The sequence below is a fragment of the Limnohabitans sp. INBF003 genome (genome assembly GCF_055396645.1).
This window is the reverse complement of sequence record NZ_AP029222.1, coordinates 1,369,932-1,385,452: the sequence shown is the minus strand read 5'-3', so window position 1 is coordinate 1,385,452 and position 15,521 is coordinate 1,369,932. Positions and strand designations below refer to the sequence as shown.

16 protein-coding genes are annotated in these 15,521 nt (G+C 60.6%); 3 read left to right on the top strand and 13 right to left on the bottom strand.

What is annotated here, in order from left to right:
• Nucleotides 1–168 precede the first annotated feature (168 nt).
• Entirely contained in the window at nucleotides 169–1,494 is a 1,326-nt protein-coding gene (locus ACZ5VE_RS06295; RefSeq protein ID WP_464457166.1) for an acyl-CoA dehydrogenase family protein, read from the bottom strand.
• A gap of 164 nt (nucleotides 1,495–1,658) precedes the next feature.
• Between ACZ5VE_RS06295 and ytfE the strand changes: the two genes are divergently transcribed.
• Together ytfE and ACZ5VE_RS06285 are read left to right on the top strand one after the other, a co-directional pair.
• Nucleotides 1,659–2,354, top strand: a complete 696-nt coding sequence (gene ytfE / locus ACZ5VE_RS06290) for an iron-sulfur cluster repair protein YtfE (protein ID WP_464457165.1) — start codon at nucleotides 1,659–1,661, stop codon at nucleotides 2,352–2,354.
• A 3-nt stretch (nucleotides 2,355–2,357) separates the two neighbouring features.
• A complete protein-coding gene (locus tag ACZ5VE_RS06285; protein ID WP_464457164.1) occupies nucleotides 2,358–3,572 on the top strand; it encodes an NAD(P)H-dependent flavin oxidoreductase in 1,215 nt (404 codons plus the stop codon).
• Nucleotides 3,573–3,609: 37 nt separating this feature from the next.
• Here ACZ5VE_RS06285 and ACZ5VE_RS06280 read toward each other — a convergent pair whose 3' ends face one another.
• Nucleotides 3,610–4,260, bottom strand: a complete 651-nt coding sequence (locus ACZ5VE_RS06280; RefSeq protein WP_464457163.1) for a glutathione S-transferase family protein — start codon at nucleotides 4,258–4,260, stop codon at nucleotides 3,610–3,612.
• A 10-nt stretch (nucleotides 4,261–4,270) separates the two neighbouring features.
• Complete coding sequence (locus ACZ5VE_RS06275; protein WP_464457162.1) at nucleotides 4,271–4,978, bottom strand: HAD family hydrolase; 708 nt, start codon at nucleotides 4,976–4,978, stop codon at nucleotides 4,271–4,273.
• A 20-nt stretch (nucleotides 4,979–4,998) separates the two neighbouring features.
• Here ACZ5VE_RS06275 and hemH point away from each other — a divergent pair, with 20 nt between their 5' ends.
• Nucleotides 4,999–6,087, top strand: a complete 1,089-nt coding sequence (gene hemH, locus ACZ5VE_RS06270) for a ferrochelatase (protein ID WP_464457161.1) — start codon at nucleotides 4,999–5,001, stop codon at nucleotides 6,085–6,087.
• 28 nt (nucleotides 6,088–6,115) lie between these two features.
• On the opposite strand, the gene ACZ5VE_RS06265 is transcribed toward hemH, so the two are convergent.
• The 10 genes from ACZ5VE_RS06265 to ACZ5VE_RS06220 form a co-directional block, all read right to left on the bottom strand.
• Nucleotides 6,116–6,982, bottom strand: a complete 867-nt coding sequence (locus ACZ5VE_RS06265; RefSeq protein ID WP_464457160.1) for an alpha/beta fold hydrolase — start codon at nucleotides 6,980–6,982, stop codon at nucleotides 6,116–6,118.
• 7 nt (nucleotides 6,983–6,989) lie between these two features.
• Nucleotides 6,990–8,081: a branched-chain amino acid ABC transporter permease gene (locus ACZ5VE_RS06260; RefSeq protein WP_464457159.1), complete on the bottom strand. Its 1,092-nt coding sequence runs from the start codon at nucleotides 8,079–8,081 to the stop codon at nucleotides 6,990–6,992.
• Nucleotides 8,082–8,091: 10 nt separating this feature from the next.
• Nucleotides 8,092–9,078, bottom strand: coding sequence for a branched-chain amino acid ABC transporter permease (locus ACZ5VE_RS06255; RefSeq protein WP_464457158.1), 987 nt, complete (start codon nucleotides 9,076–9,078; stop codon nucleotides 8,092–8,094).
• Nucleotides 9,075–9,800 (bottom strand): ABC transporter ATP-binding protein, encoded by a 726-nt coding sequence (locus tag ACZ5VE_RS06250; protein ID WP_464457451.1) that lies wholly within the window; start codon nucleotides 9,798–9,800, stop codon nucleotides 9,075–9,077. Before ACZ5VE_RS06250 ends, ACZ5VE_RS06255 begins: the two co-directional genes overlap by 4 nt.
• A gap of 11 nt (nucleotides 9,801–9,811) precedes the next feature.
• Nucleotides 9,812–10,576, bottom strand: coding sequence for an ABC transporter ATP-binding protein (locus ACZ5VE_RS06245; RefSeq protein WP_464457157.1), 765 nt, complete (start codon nucleotides 10,574–10,576; stop codon nucleotides 9,812–9,814).
• 197 nt (nucleotides 10,577–10,773) lie between these two features.
• Complete coding sequence (locus ACZ5VE_RS06240; RefSeq protein WP_464457156.1) at nucleotides 10,774–11,961, bottom strand: substrate-binding domain-containing protein; 1,188 nt, start codon at nucleotides 11,959–11,961, stop codon at nucleotides 10,774–10,776.
• Nucleotides 11,962–12,166: 205 nt separating this feature from the next.
• Complete coding sequence (locus tag ACZ5VE_RS06235; protein ID WP_464457155.1) at nucleotides 12,167–13,666, bottom strand: sigma-54 interaction domain-containing protein; 1,500 nt, start codon at nucleotides 13,664–13,666, stop codon at nucleotides 12,167–12,169.
• Between the two features lie 202 nt (nucleotides 13,667–13,868).
• Nucleotides 13,869–14,627 (bottom strand): substrate-binding periplasmic protein, encoded by a 759-nt coding sequence (locus tag ACZ5VE_RS06230; protein WP_464457154.1) that lies wholly within the window; start codon nucleotides 14,625–14,627, stop codon nucleotides 13,869–13,871.
• A 64-nt stretch (nucleotides 14,628–14,691) separates the two neighbouring features.
• The gene (locus tag ACZ5VE_RS06225; protein WP_464457153.1) at nucleotides 14,692–15,006 is read right to left on the bottom strand and encodes a hypothetical protein; all 315 of its coding nucleotides are present in this window, start codon (nucleotides 15,004–15,006) and stop codon (nucleotides 14,692–14,694) included.
• A gap of 89 nt (nucleotides 15,007–15,095) precedes the next feature.
• Complete coding sequence (locus tag ACZ5VE_RS06220) at nucleotides 15,096–15,431, bottom strand: hypothetical protein (RefSeq protein ID WP_464457152.1); 336 nt, start codon at nucleotides 15,429–15,431, stop codon at nucleotides 15,096–15,098.
• Nucleotides 15,432–15,521: the final 90 nt, after the last annotated feature.

The window sequence follows — 15,521 nt, the reverse complement described above, 5'->3', positions numbered from 1 at the left end:
CTTCAGAGAATCAGGTGCTAAAAGTGCTGGCAAAGTCATGCAGAGCCATTTCACAGAGGCGTTGGGCCCTGAGGCTATCGGCGACCTGCATGCGCTGATTTGCTTTGCGTCAAGAAAGTGGGTATCAAACAAATTCATGTGTGTCATCTGACCGACAAGCCCGGTATATCAGGCCGACAGGTGCGGTGGTGTCCGCATTTGCTCGGGCGTGGTGAAGTACGCGGCGGTTTGCCCCATGCGTTCGCGCGCTTTGTGCAGTTCGTGTCGCGCCAGGACGCGCAAATGCACTTCGTCCGGACCGTCCATCAGGTGCATGGCGCGGCCCCAGGTCCAAAAATAGGCCAAGGGCGTGTCGGGCGAAAGGCCCATGGCACCAAAGATCTGCATAGCGCGATCCACCACACGGGTCTGCAACCGGGCAGCCACCACCTTGATGCCCGAAACTTGGGCCCGCAGCACGGCGGCTGGCGCATCGCCCAGGTCCAGCATCCAAGCGGTCTTGAGCACCAAAAGCCGCGCCTGGTCAATCTCGAGACGGGACTCGGCCAACCAGTCCTGCACGTTCGACTGATCAGACAAATGCTTGCCAAAGACGGTACGCTCCAACGCGCGTTCAGTGGCCATTTCCAGCGCCAGCTCGCACTGGCCAATGGTCCGCATGCAGTGGTGCACCCGCCCCGGCCCCAGGCGCGCCTGCGCCATGGAAAAGCCCTGGCCCCAGCCCCCAAGCAAATGGTCTTTGGCAATGCGCACCTGGCGCAACAAAATTTCACAATGTCCTTCGGGTGCCAGGTGGTGCACGACCGGGATGTTGCGCAACACCTCTATACCAGGTGTGTCCATGGGCACCAGCACCATGCTGTGCTGGTGGTGCGCGGCCTGCTCGGCTGTCCACGCTGGACCCTCGTCCTGTCCGCTCAGACCTGATGGGCCTTCGTTTTTGCACATGACGATCAGCAATTTGCAATGCGGGTGCGCTGCGCCCGTGATGAACCACTTGCGCCCGTTGAGCACCCAGTCATTGCCGTCAGCGCGCAGCGTGGTTTGCAAATTGGTCGGGTCAGACGAGGCCACATCAGGCTCGGACATGGCAAAAGCGGAGCGGATTTCGCCGCGCAGCAAAGGTGCAAGCCAGCATGCCTGCTGCGCCTCGTTGGCAAACCGGTGCAGCAGTTCCATGTTGCCGCTGTCGGGTGCATTGCAATTGAAGACCTCGGCCGCCCAGGGCAATCGGCCCATGGTTTCGGCCAAGGGGGCGTAGTCCAGGTGGCTCAAACCAGTACCCGGCTCACCCGACTTCAAGCCGGGTAAAAATAAATTCCACAGCCCCTCTTCCTTCGCCAGCGCCTGAAGGTCACCCATGAACGGGGGCGGAAACTCGTCGTTTTTTACCGACTGATGCCACGCTGCGTTGTAGGGCAGCAGATACCGGTCCATAAAAGCTTGCAAGCGCTGGTGCCACTGGCGCGCTTGAGGTGACGGTGAAAAATCCATGGAACAACTCCAGATAGAACCGACAGCGTGCCTGAACGACTTCAAAAACACCATTGTTCTTTGGAAGGATGTAAAAACCTGAACGTCACAAGGGTGAATATTCACACAAAATGAATCTTCTCTGATAATAGATTCACTTTCAATGAATATTTAAAGGAATACACATGGCACAAGTCACAGCCCAGTCCACCGCCGTTGCAGGCAAGGCCCAACAAAGCATCGGCTCATTGGCGGTAAAAATCCCCGGGGCCACCGCCATTTTTCGCAAGCTGAAGCTGGATTTTTGCTGTGGCGGCCAACAGTCACTGGCCACAGCTTGCGCCGAAAAAGGACTGAATACGGACGAGGTGCTGCAAGTCCTGAACGCGCTGGAGCGCACCAACGACCTTCCCTCTGCCCCATCGGCCAGCGATTTGGTGGACTACATCCTGCAGCGCTACCACGAGGTGCACCGCCTGCAACTGCCCGAACTCATCCGCATGGCGAGACGCGTGGAAGCCGTGCACCGCGACCACCCGCAGGTGCCGTGCGGCCTGGCTGACCAACTGGAAACCATGGAGCAAGAGTTACTTGAACACATGACCAAGGAAGAACAGATCCTGTTCCCGCTGCTCAAGCAAGGGGGCCACCCAATGGTGGTGCACCCGATAGGCGTGATGCGCCACGAGCATGTGAGTCACGGCGCCCAGTTGGAGCGTCTGGCCGAGTTGACCACCCAACACCAGCCACCTGTTGGGGCCTGCAACACCTGGCAAGCACTGTATGCAGGAACGGCCCGACTGACCGAAGACCTGATTGAGCACATCCACCTCGAAAACAACCTGCTGTTCCCGGCCTTTGAAGGCCAGGCACAACACTGATCCATGAACGCTCACCCACATCGACCGGACGCATCCGGCCAGTGGTTGGCGCAGGCAGAAGCTGTCGGCCTGCGCCCGCTGTGTATCCAAGGAAAAAGCCTGCTGCCCATCGTGCAAGGCGGTATGGGCGTGGGCGTGTCGGCCTCCGGGCTGGCCTCGGCCGTGGCCCGGCTGGGCGGCATGGGCACCATCTCGTCGGTGGACCTGCGCCGCCGCCACCCCGACCTGATGGCGCAAACCGCACACCTGGACAAAGAGCCCGATGCACGCGAACGCATCAACGCGGCCAACCTGAGCGCACTCGACCGCGAAATCTGCACAGCTCGCGAAGCCTCGCAAGGACAGGGCTGGATCGCGGTGAACGTGATGAAAGCGCTCAGTGCCTACGAAGCCTATGTTAGGCAAGCGCTGCAAAGCGGTGCCGACGCGCTGGTGGTGGGCGCAGGCTTACCGCTGGACCTGCCCGAGCTGGCGCGCGAACATCCCGAGGTGGCGCTGATTCCCATCCTGTCGGACGCCCGCGGCGTGCAGCTGCTGGTGCGCAAATGGGAAAAGAAAGGCCGACTGCCCGACGCCATCGTGATCGAAAACCCACGCCTGGCAGGTGGGCACCTGGGCGCGGCCAAGGTGGCCGATCTGGCCGATACGCGGTTTGACTTCGAGGTGGTGATTCCGCAAGTGCGCGAATTCTTTCGCCAAGCGGGCTATGAGCGCGACATCCCATTGATTGCGGCCGGTGGCATCGACAGCCATGCCGACATCGTGCGGCTGCAAGGCCTGGGCGCTGCAGGCGTGCAGCTGGGCACCGCCTTTGCCGTCACCGAAGAATGCGACGCTTCAGAAGTGTTCAAACACATCCTGGCACAAGCCAAGCCGCAAGATCTTGTGGAATTCACGAGTGTGGCCGGTTTGCCTGCGCGCGCGGTGCGGACGCCTTGGCTGGACAAATACCTGCGCATCCTGCCCGTGTTGCAAGCGCGTGCCCACCCCAAGGCCAAATGCAACATGTCGTTTGACTGCCTGCAAACCTGCGGCTTGCGCGATGGAATTTCAGGCATCGGCCAATTCTGCATCGACCAGCAACTCGGTCATGCCATGGCAGGTGACGCCGAGCGTGGCCTTTTCTTCCGAGGCGCGGGTAGGCTGCCCTTTGGCGAGCACATCCGCAGCGTGACCGATCTAGTGAGGCACCTTCTCACGCCTTTGGCGGTGAGCTGATGGGGCCGACCCCCGCTGCACCCGATCACCCTACACTTCACTTCATCGCCCGAGCCTGCTTTTGAGCTGGGCGTTCCACACAGGCATCCAGCCAGCTTGACACCGCTGGGTACTGCATCAGAAGCGCAGCGGCCGGGCGAACCCAGCTGGCGACGCTGGCCACGCACACGTCGGCCACGGTGAATCGGTTGCCGGCCAGATAGGCTTGGCCTTGGGCGTGTTGGGCTTGCAGGTGTTTTTCGAGGACAGCCAATGGCACCTTCAGTCGGCTTTCGGCCTGGTCAGCCAAGTCAGGTTTGCGCTGGTCTGCGGGCATGGCCAGGCGGTGCATCAGCACGGTGAGCGCATCTTTTTCAAGCTCCGTCACCGTCCAAAAACTCCAGCGCAGGGCTTCGGCTTCTTCGCGGGGCGTGGCGGGCGTGATCGTTTGGCCATCGGCCTGGCCGTACACACGGGCAATGTAGAGCGCGCAGGCCATGCTTTCCCAGACGGTGACGGTGCCTTCGGGGCGTTCGTCCACCACGGCCGGAATGTGCCCGTTGGGGTTGATCGCCAAAAACTCGGGCGTGCGGGTCGCACCACCCGCGTAAGGCGTAGAAATGAGTTCAAAAGGCACGCCCAGCTCCAGCGCGGTCCACAAGGGGCGCACGGCGCGGGAAGCGCCAATGCCGTAAATTTTCAAAGTCATGTCGGTCTCCTCAAGCTTGGTATTCAGGCCAGCAGGCACACAGCGCGTACAAGTCTCGCACCTCCAGATGCGGGCGGGTGTCACCGTGGCTCCAGGCGTGGCCTTCGCGGTTGAGCCAGGCCACCTGCATGCCTGCGGCCAGCGCCCCCACGCAGTCGGCGTGCGCGTCGTCGCCGATGTGCAGTACCTCGTGCGGCGCAACGCCTGCAGCCTGTGCCCCCGCCACAAAAATGCGCAAGTCCGGCTTGGCCACGCCCAGCGATTTGGCGCTCACGCTGGCGTAAAAGTGCTGGCCAATGCCCACGCGGTGCACGTCGGCATTGCCATTCGACAGGGCCACCACCGGATAACGCTGGCTCCAGAAGGCCAAGGCAGGCAGCGCGTCGTCAAACAGATCGACCCGCTGGCGCTCGGCAAAAAAGACTTCAAATGCGGGCTCGGCCAAGTGGCCTGGGTCACCGGCTTGCACCAGCAGCGCACGGATGGACTCCAACCGCAAAAAAGACAAGTCATGCGCCCGGTCGGCATGGCGGGCGTTGATCTCGGCGCGCACGGTTTTTTTGACCTCGCTCTGGTTGGACAACGCCGCCGTGGCGGGCGCGTGTTGCGTCAGCCAGTCGGTCAGCACCGCTTCGGCGCGGTGAATGGTGGGCCAGACGGGCCACAAGGTGTCGTCGAGATCAAGGGTGATGGCGCGGATGCGGGAGAGGTCAAGCATGGTGAGGGAGAATACCCGACATGGCATTCAACAAAGAACCCTCCTTCCAGCATGGTCAGGCCGCCAAAACGGCCATCCTGTACTGCAACCTCGGCACCCCCAGCGCCCCCACCGCCCCGGCCCTGCGCACTTATCTGGCCGAATTCCTCGGTGACAGCCGCGTGGTCGAGATCCCCAAACCGATTTGGTGGCTGATCCTGCACGGCATCATCTTGCGCGTGCGTCCCAAAAAATCGGCCGCCAAATACGCCAGCATCTGGACCGAAGGCGGCTCGCCACTCAAAGTCTTCACCGAACAACACGCCCAATCGCTGGGCACCGTTTTGCAAGAACGCGGCCACAGCGTGACGGTGCGTTACGCCATGCGCTACGGCCAGCCATCCATCCCCGCGCAACTGAGCGACCTCAAGGCCGAAGGTGTGCAGCGCGTGCTGATCGTGCCCGCCTACCCCCAATACAGCGGCACCACCACCGCCAGCGTGTTCGACGCCGTCTACCGCTGGGGCCTCAAAACCCGACTCATCCCCGAAATGCGCTTTGTCAACCGTTACCACGACGACCCGCGCTACATTGCCGCGTTGGCGCAGACCGTGCGCGAACACTGGGCCACCCACGGCCAGGCCGAAAAGCTGGTGATGAGCTTTCATGGCGTGCCCGAGCGCACCCTGCACCTGGGCGACCCCTACCACTGCGAATGCATGAAAACAGGTCGCCTGTTGGCCGAAGCGCTGGGCCTGTCCAAAGACCAGTACAAACTGACCTTCCAGTCGCGCTTTGGCAAAGCCAAATGGCTGGAACCCTACACCGAGCCCACCCTGATCGCCATGGCACAGCAAGGCGTCAAAAAAGTCGATGTGATCTGCCCGGGCTTTACTGGCGACTGCCTGGAAACGCTGGAAGAAATCCAGCAAGAAGCACAAGAAGCTTTTTTGCACGCGGGCGGCGAAAGCTTCAGCTACATCCCTTGCCTGAATAACCACGCGCAGTGGATAGAGGCTTTGGCTGACATTGGCTTGGGGCACATGCAGGGGTGGGATTTGTCAACACCGGATGCAGCGGCACTGGCCGCCAGTCGGGCCAGAGCTTTGGCGCACGGCGCCAAAACCTGACGCACGCCCTGATCCCGGCTGTCGATGGTCAAACCGCCTCGATGAAGGCGGTCACCCATTCCAGCTGCTGCAGCACATTCAGCGCCGGCGCATGGCCGCAACCTGGCACCTCGATGTGCTTGAGCTGACCACGGGCACCCGGCCCACGGCGGCGCATCTCGGCCGCAGTCTCGGGCAAAACCAGGTCAGACTCCACACCGCGCAGCAGCAGCACAGGCACCTGAATGGCATCGTAATGCGGCCAGATCAGGTAATCGTTGGGGTGCGCAGTGAACTGGCTCACCATGGCCGGGTCGTAATGCGGAGTCACGCGTCCGTCCGGCAAGCGGCGGGTGGACGTTTCGGTCAGCCGTCGCCACTGGGCATCGCTCAGCCAGCCATAGGGTTTGTAGACCTGGCGCAAAAAGGCTTCGAGTTCGGTCACCGTGGCAAAGGCCGGGGGCGTGCCCGCATAGGCCTTGATGCGGTCAATGGCCGCCTGGGCCAGTTCCGGCGCGTTGTCGTTGAGTGTGAGACTCAGGATGCGGTGTTTGAGGCTCGGCTCGACCAGCCCCGCCGCGCACAGCGTGCCAATCGCGCCGCCCATGGAGGTGCCCACCCAATGCACGGCGCGCAGCTGCAAGCCGTCCATCAGCTCTCGCGCGATGCGGGCGTAAAAGGCCAGGCAATATTCCTGCTCGGGCGCGCTGCTCCACTGCGACAGGCCGCGACCCACCGTGTCGGGGCAGATGACCCGGTACCCCCTGTCGCTCAGGTGCGCCGCCAATTCGTCCATGTCGCGGCCGGTGCGGGCCAGGCCGTGCCAGGCGATCACCGTTCCTTTGTCGGCCTTGCCCCAGTCGGTGTAGTGGATTTCCAGTCCGGCGCAGCGGATGTAGTTGGATGTGAAAGTCATATCGGCCTCAACCCTGTTTTGACGAGGCCAGTGCCCGCAGCGCGGCGCGGGTGCGCAAGCGCCCCACCACCCCGGTCGGGAAGTAATACACCGACAGGACAAACAGCAGACCCAACCAAAGCAGCCAACGGTCGGGCGAAAGCAGCGCAGGCAGCAAAGGCAGCGCAGCAGTGGCCTCGCTCGCCAGGCGCAGCAGATCCTGCAAATAGCTTTGTGCCAGCAAAAACAACACCGAGCCAATGGCCGCACCATAGATGGTGCCCATGCCGCCGATGACGACGATCAGCAACACGTCCATCATGATTTCAAAGCTGAGCGAGGTGTCCGGCCCGTTGTAGCGCAGCCAAAGCGCCAGCATGGCCCCGGCCACACAGGCATAAAGCGCCGACAACACGCTCGCCAGCGTGCGGTACACCACCACGCGGTAGCCAATCGCCTCGGCGCGGAACTCGTTTTCGCGGATGGCTTGCAACACGCGGCCAAACGGCGAATTGACGATGCGCAAGAGCGACAGCAGCATGCCCACCGCCAGCACAAACAACAGGTAATAGCAAAGCAAACGCCCATCGAGCGACACGCCCAGAAAGGGCTCTTCGCTGAACTCGGTGCTGGGCAGCAGCAGCTCGGGCAGCTTGAAGCTCAGGCCGTCTTCGCCGCCGGTGAAGTCGGACAGTTGCGAAGCCAACGTCTGGAAGGCGGCAGCCACCGCCAACGTGATCATGGCGAAAAAGATGGCCCGCACGCGCAGCGAAAACAGACCAATGGCCAAAGACAACGCGAGCGTCAAGCCCAGCGACAAAGCAAAGCCTGCGGCCAAAGCGGCCCAGGTCGGCCCCCAGGTGTTGGACGAGATGGCGATGCCATAGGCCCCGATGCCAAAGAACATGGTGTGCGCAAAGCTCACGATGCCGGTGTAGCCCAAGAGCAGGTCAAAACCCGCCACCAGCACCACAAAAATCAGCACCTTGGCCGCGACCGACAAGGCCTTGACACCCGGAAACAAAAATGGCGCAAAGGCCAGGCCCAGCAAGGTGAGGAGCAGCAAAGCGGCCAGCAGGCGGCTGCGCGGCTGGTCATTGGAAATGAGACGATTCAGCATGTCTAGATCCTTAACGGTTGGCCACGGGGTAAACGCCCTGCGGACGCCACAGCAGCACCCCCGCCATCAGCGCGATGTTGGAAAACAGCGCCAGCTTGGGGGCCAGAAAGCCGGTGTAGTTGGCCATCAAGCCCACCAGCAAAGCCCCGATCAATGCCCCGCCGGTCGAGCCCAGCCCGCCGATGATGATGACGATGAAGATCAGCACGTTGACCTGCGCGCCCATCTGCGGCACCACGTTTTGCTGGTACAGGCCCCACATGACGCCGCCCAAGCCCGCCAGCGCGCTGCCCACCACGAACACGCCCACAAACAGGCGGCGGATGCGGTAGCCCAGCGACTCGACCATCTCGCGGTCTTGCACGCCAGCGCGAATCAGCAAGCCGATCTTGGTGCGGCCCAGCACCCACATCTGCACCGCAAACACAGCCAAGCCCACGGTCACGGCCAGCAGGCGGTATTTCTCGATCGCCGCATCGCCCCAGAGCACCGAGCCGCGCATGGCTTCAGGCAAAGGCAAGGCGATTTGCAGCGGGCCCCAAATGACCTTGATGAGTTCCTCGCCAATGATCATGCCGCCCATGGTGATCAGGATCTGTTTGAGGTGCTGGCCATACACCGGCCGCACGATGAAACGCTCAAAGGCCAGGCCCACCGCCGCAGCCACGGCCATGGCGATGCCCATGGCGGGCAGTACCGCCACCATGTTGCGCCACCACTCGCCAGAACCCGTCCAGTCGCCCATGGCACCCAGCACGCTGGTGGCCACAAAAGCGCCCAGCGCGATGAACAGGCCATGGCCAAAGTTCAACACGTCCATGAGGCCAAACACCAGCGTCAGGCCCGAGGCCATGATGAAAATGATCATGCCCATGGCCAGGCCCGCCACGGTGAGCGTGAGCCAGGTCGAGCCCGAACCGATCAGGGGCCAGGCCAGCAGCGCCAGCACCGGCACCAGCAGCAAGGGGCGTGTATCGATGTCTTCAAACCATTTCATAAAGCCAGCCCCAACAAAGATTGCTGCAAAGCCGTGTCTTCGGCCAGCGCCTGCATGCGGCCTGCATGCACCACGCGGCCGTTGTCCATCACGGCCACGGTGTCGCCCAGCTGCTGGGCGAAGTGGATGTTCTGCTCCACCAGCAAAATCGTCACACCACTGGCCTTGAGCTGCTGAAAGGCGTCGATCATGTTTTGGATGATGGCCGGGGCCAGGCCCTTGCTGGGCTCGTCGATGATGAGCAGATCACGCGGCTCCACAATCGCCCGCGACACAGCCAGCATCTGCTTTTGCCCGCCCGAGAGCTTGCCTGCCGGGTGGTTCCAGAACTTTTCGACCGCCGGGAAGAGCTTGAAAATCCACTGCAGCCGCGCTTCGTCCATCTGCGCCGCGTGCTGGGCGCTGCGGGCGGCCAGCAGCATGTTTTCCTTCACAGTCAAATCCGAAAAGATGCCCATGTTTTCCGGCACGTAAGCGATGTTTTTTTGCGCAATCGCGGGCGTGTTCAGCGCCGTGATGTCTTCACCGCCAAAGGTGATGCGCCCTTGCGAGGCCATCCACAGGCCCATGATGGTGCGCAGCGTGGTGGTCTTGCCCGCGCCGTTACGGCCCAGCAGCATGATGAGTTCGCCACGCGGCACGACCAGGTCCACCCCATGCAGGATGTGGTACGCCCCGATGTGCGTGTGCACGCCTTCGAGGGTCAGCAGGTTAACGCTCATCTCTGGCTTGTTCATGCAGCCTCCTTGGCTTTGCCGAGGTAAGCCTCTTGCACGATGGGCGACGCGATCACCTCGTTCGGCTCGCCATCGGCCACCAGCGTGCCGTTGTGCAGCACGATGATGCGGTCGGCCAGCTCGCGCACCACGTCCATCTTGTGCTCGACCAACAAGATGGTTTTGGTCTTGTCTTTTTTGAGCTGGCGGATCAGGTCCAGGATCACCGGTGCTTCGTCGTGGCTCATGCCGGCCGTCGGCTCGTCAAACATGTAAACCGAGGGCTCCAGTGCCATGAGCAGCGCCACTTCGAGCTTGCGCTGGTCGCCGTGCGGCAGGCTGGCCACCGGGGCGTCCTGCTGCGCGGCCATCGACACGGATTGCAGAATGTCCAAAGCGCTGTTCGTCAAAGCGGCATGGTCACTCCAGATGCTCCACAGGTTCAGGCCCCGGCGGTGTGCGCCCTCTTTCGTGGCCTGCACGGCCAGGCGCACGTTCTCCAGCACCGACAAATTGGGGAACAGGTTGGTCAACTGGAACGCCCGACCCAGGCCAGCCCGGGTGCGTGCCGAAGCAGGCAAGCCGGTCAGCTCGCGCCCGTTCAGGTGCACCAAGCCAGCAGTGGCGGGCAACTGCCCCGAAATCAGGTTGAAGTAGGTGGTCTTGCCCGCCCCGTTAGGGCCGACGATGGCGGTCAGGGTGCCGGGGGCAAAGCGGCACGACACCGCATTGACCGCCACATGACCGCCAAACCGCACAGTCAGGTTTTGGGTTTCAAGCATTCAACATTCACCAGGAAACAGCCTCAAAGGCCCAAGATTTTGTAGGAGCTTGCCTGCAAGCGATCGCCGTTGGACCACAAGCATTCATCGCCAGCAGGGCTGGCTCCTACGGTCAGAATCATTTGTAGGAGCTTGCCTGCAAGCGATCAGCACACGCTGCATCACCAGCAGGGCTGGCTCCTACCTATAAAAGTTGATCAGCGTTTATTGCGGATCGGCACGTTCATCTCTTCGGGCTTGATCTCGCGGACCAGCTCGGGCACGCCCCAGGCAAACGCTGGGTCGACCTTGATCTTGAAGTGGTACATGCTCTGCATGGCCTGGTGGTCTTCCTTGCGGAAGGTCATCTTGCCCTTGGGTGTGTCAAAGCTCATGCCTTCCATGGTGCTGATCAGCTTGTTGGCACTGGTGTCGCCGTTGGTCTTTTTGAGCGCAGTGACCAAGGCCATGGCCGATGAGAAACCACCTGCGGTGAAGAAGTCCGGTGGCGTCTTGAACTGCTGGTAATGCGAGGCCACCATGGCGTCATTGACCGGGTTCTTGGGCATGCCGAAGTAGTAGTAGGCCGCGCCTTCCATGCCGGGGAACTGCTTGTAGGCCACCATGGCGGGCAGGATGTTGCCGCCCGTGGCGATCTCGATGCCGTAGCGCTTCAAGTCCATGTCGGCGATCTTGAAGGGGTTGCCACCGGCCCAGATGATGAAGATGATCTTGCGGCCAGGCTGGCCCTTGAGCTTGTCGATCATGCGCTGCGCACCGGCGGTGAAGTCGGTGGTGGCGGGTGGCAGGTACTCTTCGTGCACCAGCTTGGATTTTTTCAAGGCTTCCTTGAAGGCCTTCACGCCGTCACGGCCAAAGGCCGAGTCCTGCGCCATGGTGACGATGCTCACGCCATCCTTGTCCACCGCCACGGCGTTGGCAATCGCGTCCTGGCTGCTGTTGCGGCCGGTGCGGAAGATGTATTTGTTCCACTTGTCACCGGTGATCGAGTCGGCCACAGCAGGCTCCACCAGCAGGATCTTTTTGTACTCTTCGGCCACCGGCAGCATGGCCAGGGCCACGGGCGATGCGGTTGGGCCTACAGCCAGGTCTACCTTGTCGTCGCCATACGCGGCCGCCAACAGGTTCTTGCCAAGATCAGGCTTGCCCTGATCGTCTTTTTCAATCACCACCAGCTTGCGACCTGCAACCTCCATGCTGCCGCCGGTTGCATAGCTCAGGCCCATCATGAAACCCGTCTGGGTTTGCTTGCCATAGGCCTCCAGCGGGCCGGTTTTGCTGTAAATGTGGGCGATCTTGATGTCTTTGCCCTGCGCCATGGCGGCGGGAATCAATGCACTGGACACGGCCAATGCGGCCCATGAAATGAGATGTCTACGGAACATTTGGGTCTCCTGTTAAAAAAGAGCTGACGGATTTCACCCCGTGCTGATTGCACAACTTATGCCAAGCACACCCCTAAACAGGCACGCGCCAAGTCCTTGTCGGCATTGAACTTTTCATGAGTGCCCGACTGTTCGAAATGAAGTGTATTTTTATCAGACAGTTTATATGACCAATAAAAATACAGTTGCATGAAATTCAGACAAATCAATCAAGGCGCTGGTACAGCTTGGCACGGGACACGCCCAACATTTTGGCCGCTGCCACTTTGTTGCCGCCGGTCAAGGCCAGGGCCTTTGCCACAGCCAAACGCTCCAAAGCCTGCACCTGTTGCGACAAAGGCGGCAGCGGTGTGTCGTCGGCCGCCACGATCTGGTCCTTCAGTGAACGCATGCCCGCATCGACCGGCACGGGGGATATCTGGCTGAGCCCCGATTCGCGAAGCACCACCTCGACCTCGGCGACATCCATGACACCGGTTTCGCTGCGCAGCAAAAGCTGCTCGATCACGTTGCGCAACTCGCGCACATTGCCGCGCCAATGCTGGGCTGACAACAAGGCCACCGCCTGTGCACTGAACTCCGGGTGCGGCAAATCGCTGCGCAAAGCCAGATCCTCGGCCAAAACTTCCAGCAAAGCAGGAATGTCGCTGGCGCGCTCGCGCAAAGGCGGCACCCGCAAGGGCAACACATTCAAGCGGTAAAACAAGTCCTCCCGAAACTGGCCAGCCTGCACCAGCTTGGGCAAGTCGCGCGAGGTGGCCGCAATCACACGGGCATCAAAAGGCACCAGTCGGTTGGAACCCAAAGGTTCGATTTCACCCTCTTGCAAGGCCCGCAAGAGCTTGGCCTGCAAAGCCAAGGGCATGTCCCCGATTTCGTCCAGAAACAAGGTGCCCCCATCGGCCAGCCTGAATTTGCCATCCCGCCCCTTGCGTTCAGCCCCGGTGTAAGCACCTGGGGCCACACCAAAAAACTCGGCTTCGAGCAATGTTTCTGGCACAGCGGCAATGTTCACACTCACCAAGGGTCCTTTGGCACGCGGCGACGCGGCATGGATCGCGTGGGCCAGCAACTCCTTGCCTGTGCCCGTTTCGCCCAGCAGCAACACCGGGCTGCTGGACTGGGCCGCCCTTCTGGCCTGGCGTTTGAGGGCTACCACGGGCGCACTGGCACCAATGAAGCTGGCAAAACTGTGCCGTGCCTGGCGCAGACCCAACCCCGTTCGCCGCTGAACCGCCAGGGCGTCGCGGGCTTCGTCCAATTCGCGCTGCATCAAGGAAAACTTGGCCAGAAACGGCTGCAAATTTGACTGCGCCTGGTCAAACAGGACCACACCCAAAGCCCCAATCACCTGACCGGCATCGTCACGCAGCGGAAATCGGCTGACCACAAAGGTCCCCGCCTTGTTGGTCAGCAGGTCGATCAGAATGGGTTTTCCGGTCTCCAACACACGCTGCATCTGCGTGTTTTGAATCACCTCGGCTACCGGCTGGCCCACAAAGTCCTGCTCGCTGGCAAAGCCCAAGGCGGGCAGATAACGGCGGTACTGGTCGTTGATCCAGACCACACAGCCCGAACGGTCCACCAGCAACATGCCCTCGCTGGCATGGGCAAAGACATCAAACAATGATTTGGCCGCCAAGTTCAGGATGCTTTGGGCATCTCTGGGCAAACCCGTCAAATCAGAATCTACAGATAAAGGCATCCCACGATCTTAACGATGCACAGGAGTCGGTCTTCGTGGGAGCGAGCCCCTGCTCGCGAATGTTTGGTCTGACTCGGGCGTTTGGTCTGGCTCGGGCGTTTGTGCCGCACCGCCATTCGGCCGCAGGGGCAGCCTCCCACAAACACCAGCGATGAGCCGCCGCTGGGGTTCCTTCCCACAGCATTGACCTACAGACGAGGCTTCAGGTGCTGGACGCGTGCGAGACACGGGGACGGCTAACGTCGTAGCCAAACCAGCGGTTCGAGATGGTTTTGAAGTTTTTGTCTTTCACCAGACTTTGCACCGCCTGCGTCAAGCGGTTTTCCATCTCTTTGTGGCCTTTGGGCACCGCCAGCCCCACGCGAATGGGCGAGGCAAAAGGCACCCCCACTTTTAGCGGCAGACCATCGCGGTCGATGAAATACTCGGCAATCAGGTTCTCTTCCAGAACCGCATCGATCTTGCGATCGGCCAGGGCCTTGAAGGCGTCTTCGATCCGCTCGAACGCATGCACCGCTTTGCCCAGAGCCCCACGGGCCTGGTCTTCAATCCCCGTGTTGGCCAATACGCCCAATTTTTTACCCAGGAAATCATCCAGGCTCAAAAAATCACGGTCATCGTCTTCGTGCAAAACACTGACCAGCTGGATCGTGGCGTAAGACCTTACAAAATCAAAATAACGGCGATTCTCTGGCGTGACCAGCAGCTGATTGCCAATGAACGCGATCTCGCCGTTTTGCAGCTTGGTGCGCAAATGCGTCAAGGTGTCACTCACCGGCTCCAGCTCGTAACCCGATGCCTCCAGCAAGGCCTTGACCACATCCACATCAAACCCGGTCAAGCGCCCATCGGGCTGAACAAAACTGTAAGGCTGATAACGGGCAATGAAGCCCACCCTCATGCGGGGCTTGCGGTCTTGTGCCAAAGCTGCAGGCACGGCACCAGTCAAAAGCGCAGACAAGGCCCATTGCAAACAGGCCCTGCGTCCCTCTGCCTGAACCCCATTCAACTGACGAGAGCGATTTTCAATCATGAAAAGCCCCCTCGAAGCAGTGACGCAACTCATGCCCCACATAGTTGAAGCCCGTCACCTCAGGTGTGACCACGGTGCACTCGCGACGCTTGACGTTCCAGTAAGCACAAGCCATCGGACGAGAAGTGGGGCTGATCGGCACCCCCGTGATGCGAGAGCAAAACTCATACCCATCCTTGCGAGCCAAGAGTTTGACCTTGGGCTCATTGAGCATCCGTTGCTCTGGTGGCAAGGGTTCAAAACGCGTGCGGTCCGCTGCGGGGGGTCTGAACCTGCGCACATAATTGGCATCGGGATGCTCGTTCACATCAACGGATTGGGCTTGCACAGATATCCCTGCGAAGGCATATCCAAGCAGCCCACCAATAACCAAAAACCAAGCATATCGGCAACTTTTCATGCAGGGTCTTCCCCTGCATTCAGGCACAAGAGGAACAAGCGGCCCACTTGAGAATGGGTCGTGCGCCCCGTAGTCACGATGGTGCAAGTGGCGGGTGTCCGTGTCCAGTATGCACAGCCTTCCTGCCAAATGGCAAAACCATCATGGTCTTTAATTTGCGCGCAGTAATCAGGCGCATCGGTCTTGGTCAGCCACTGCACGTTGGGCTGCACCAGCTTGTGTTTGTCCAAACTCGGTGGTGCTACGACAGAAAAATCAAGCAACAAATCGCGTGTTTGAGCCCAAGCCAAAGAACAAGCCAAACTCAAAACGAGAAGCACCAAACGGTTCATGCTGTGGTCATACGCAAAAAGTGTATTTTATGCCTCAATTTATTCAAATAAGGCAGTTGGCATACAAACCAATATGCCAAACACTTCCGT

Bases quoted from the DNA above. Each gene is read 5' to 3' on its own strand.
- ACZ5VE_RS06265 (WP_464457160.1), bottom strand. From the start codon at position 6,982: ATGACTTTCACATCCAACTACATCCGCTGCGCCGGACTGGAAATCCAC.
- ACZ5VE_RS06240 (WP_464457156.1), bottom strand. From the start codon at position 11,961: ATGTTCCGTAGACATCTCATTTCATGGGCCGCATTGGCCGTGTCCAGT.
- ACZ5VE_RS06285 (WP_464457164.1), top strand. From the start codon at position 2,358: ATGAACGCTCACCCACATCGACCGGACGCATCCGGCCAGTGGTTGGCG.
- ACZ5VE_RS06255 (WP_464457158.1), bottom strand. From the start codon at position 9,078: ATGAAATGGTTTGAAGACATCGATACACGCCCCTTGCTGCTGGTGCCG.
- ACZ5VE_RS06275 (WP_464457162.1), bottom strand. From the start codon at position 4,978: ATGCTTGACCTCTCCCGCATCCGCGCCATCACCCTTGATCTCGACGAC.
- ACZ5VE_RS06295 (WP_464457166.1), bottom strand. From the start codon at position 1,494: ATGGATTTTTCACCGTCACCTCAAGCGCGCCAGTGGCACCAGCGCTTG.
- ACZ5VE_RS06250 (WP_464457451.1), bottom strand. From the start codon at position 9,800: ATGAGCGTTAACCTGCTGACCCTCGAAGGCGTGCACACGCACATCGGG.
- ACZ5VE_RS06260 (WP_464457159.1), bottom strand. From the start codon at position 8,081: ATGCTGAATCGTCTCATTTCCAATGACCAGCCGCGCAGCCGCCTGCTG.
- hemH (WP_464457161.1), top strand. From the start codon at position 4,999: ATGGCATTCAACAAAGAACCCTCCTTCCAGCATGGTCAGGCCGCCAAA.
- ACZ5VE_RS06280 (WP_464457163.1), bottom strand. From the start codon at position 4,260: ATGACTTTGAAAATTTACGGCATTGGCGCTTCCCGCGCCGTGCGCCCC.
- ACZ5VE_RS06235 (WP_464457155.1), bottom strand. From the start codon at position 13,666: ATGCCTTTATCTGTAGATTCTGATTTGACGGGTTTGCCCAGAGATGCC.
- ACZ5VE_RS06245 (WP_464457157.1), bottom strand. From the start codon at position 10,576: ATGCTTGAAACCCAAAACCTGACTGTGCGGTTTGGCGGTCATGTGGCG.
- ACZ5VE_RS06220 (WP_464457152.1), bottom strand. From the start codon at position 15,431: ATGAACCGTTTGGTGCTTCTCGTTTTGAGTTTGGCTTGTTCTTTGGCT.
- ytfE (WP_464457165.1), top strand. From the start codon at position 1,659: ATGGCACAAGTCACAGCCCAGTCCACCGCCGTTGCAGGCAAGGCCCAA.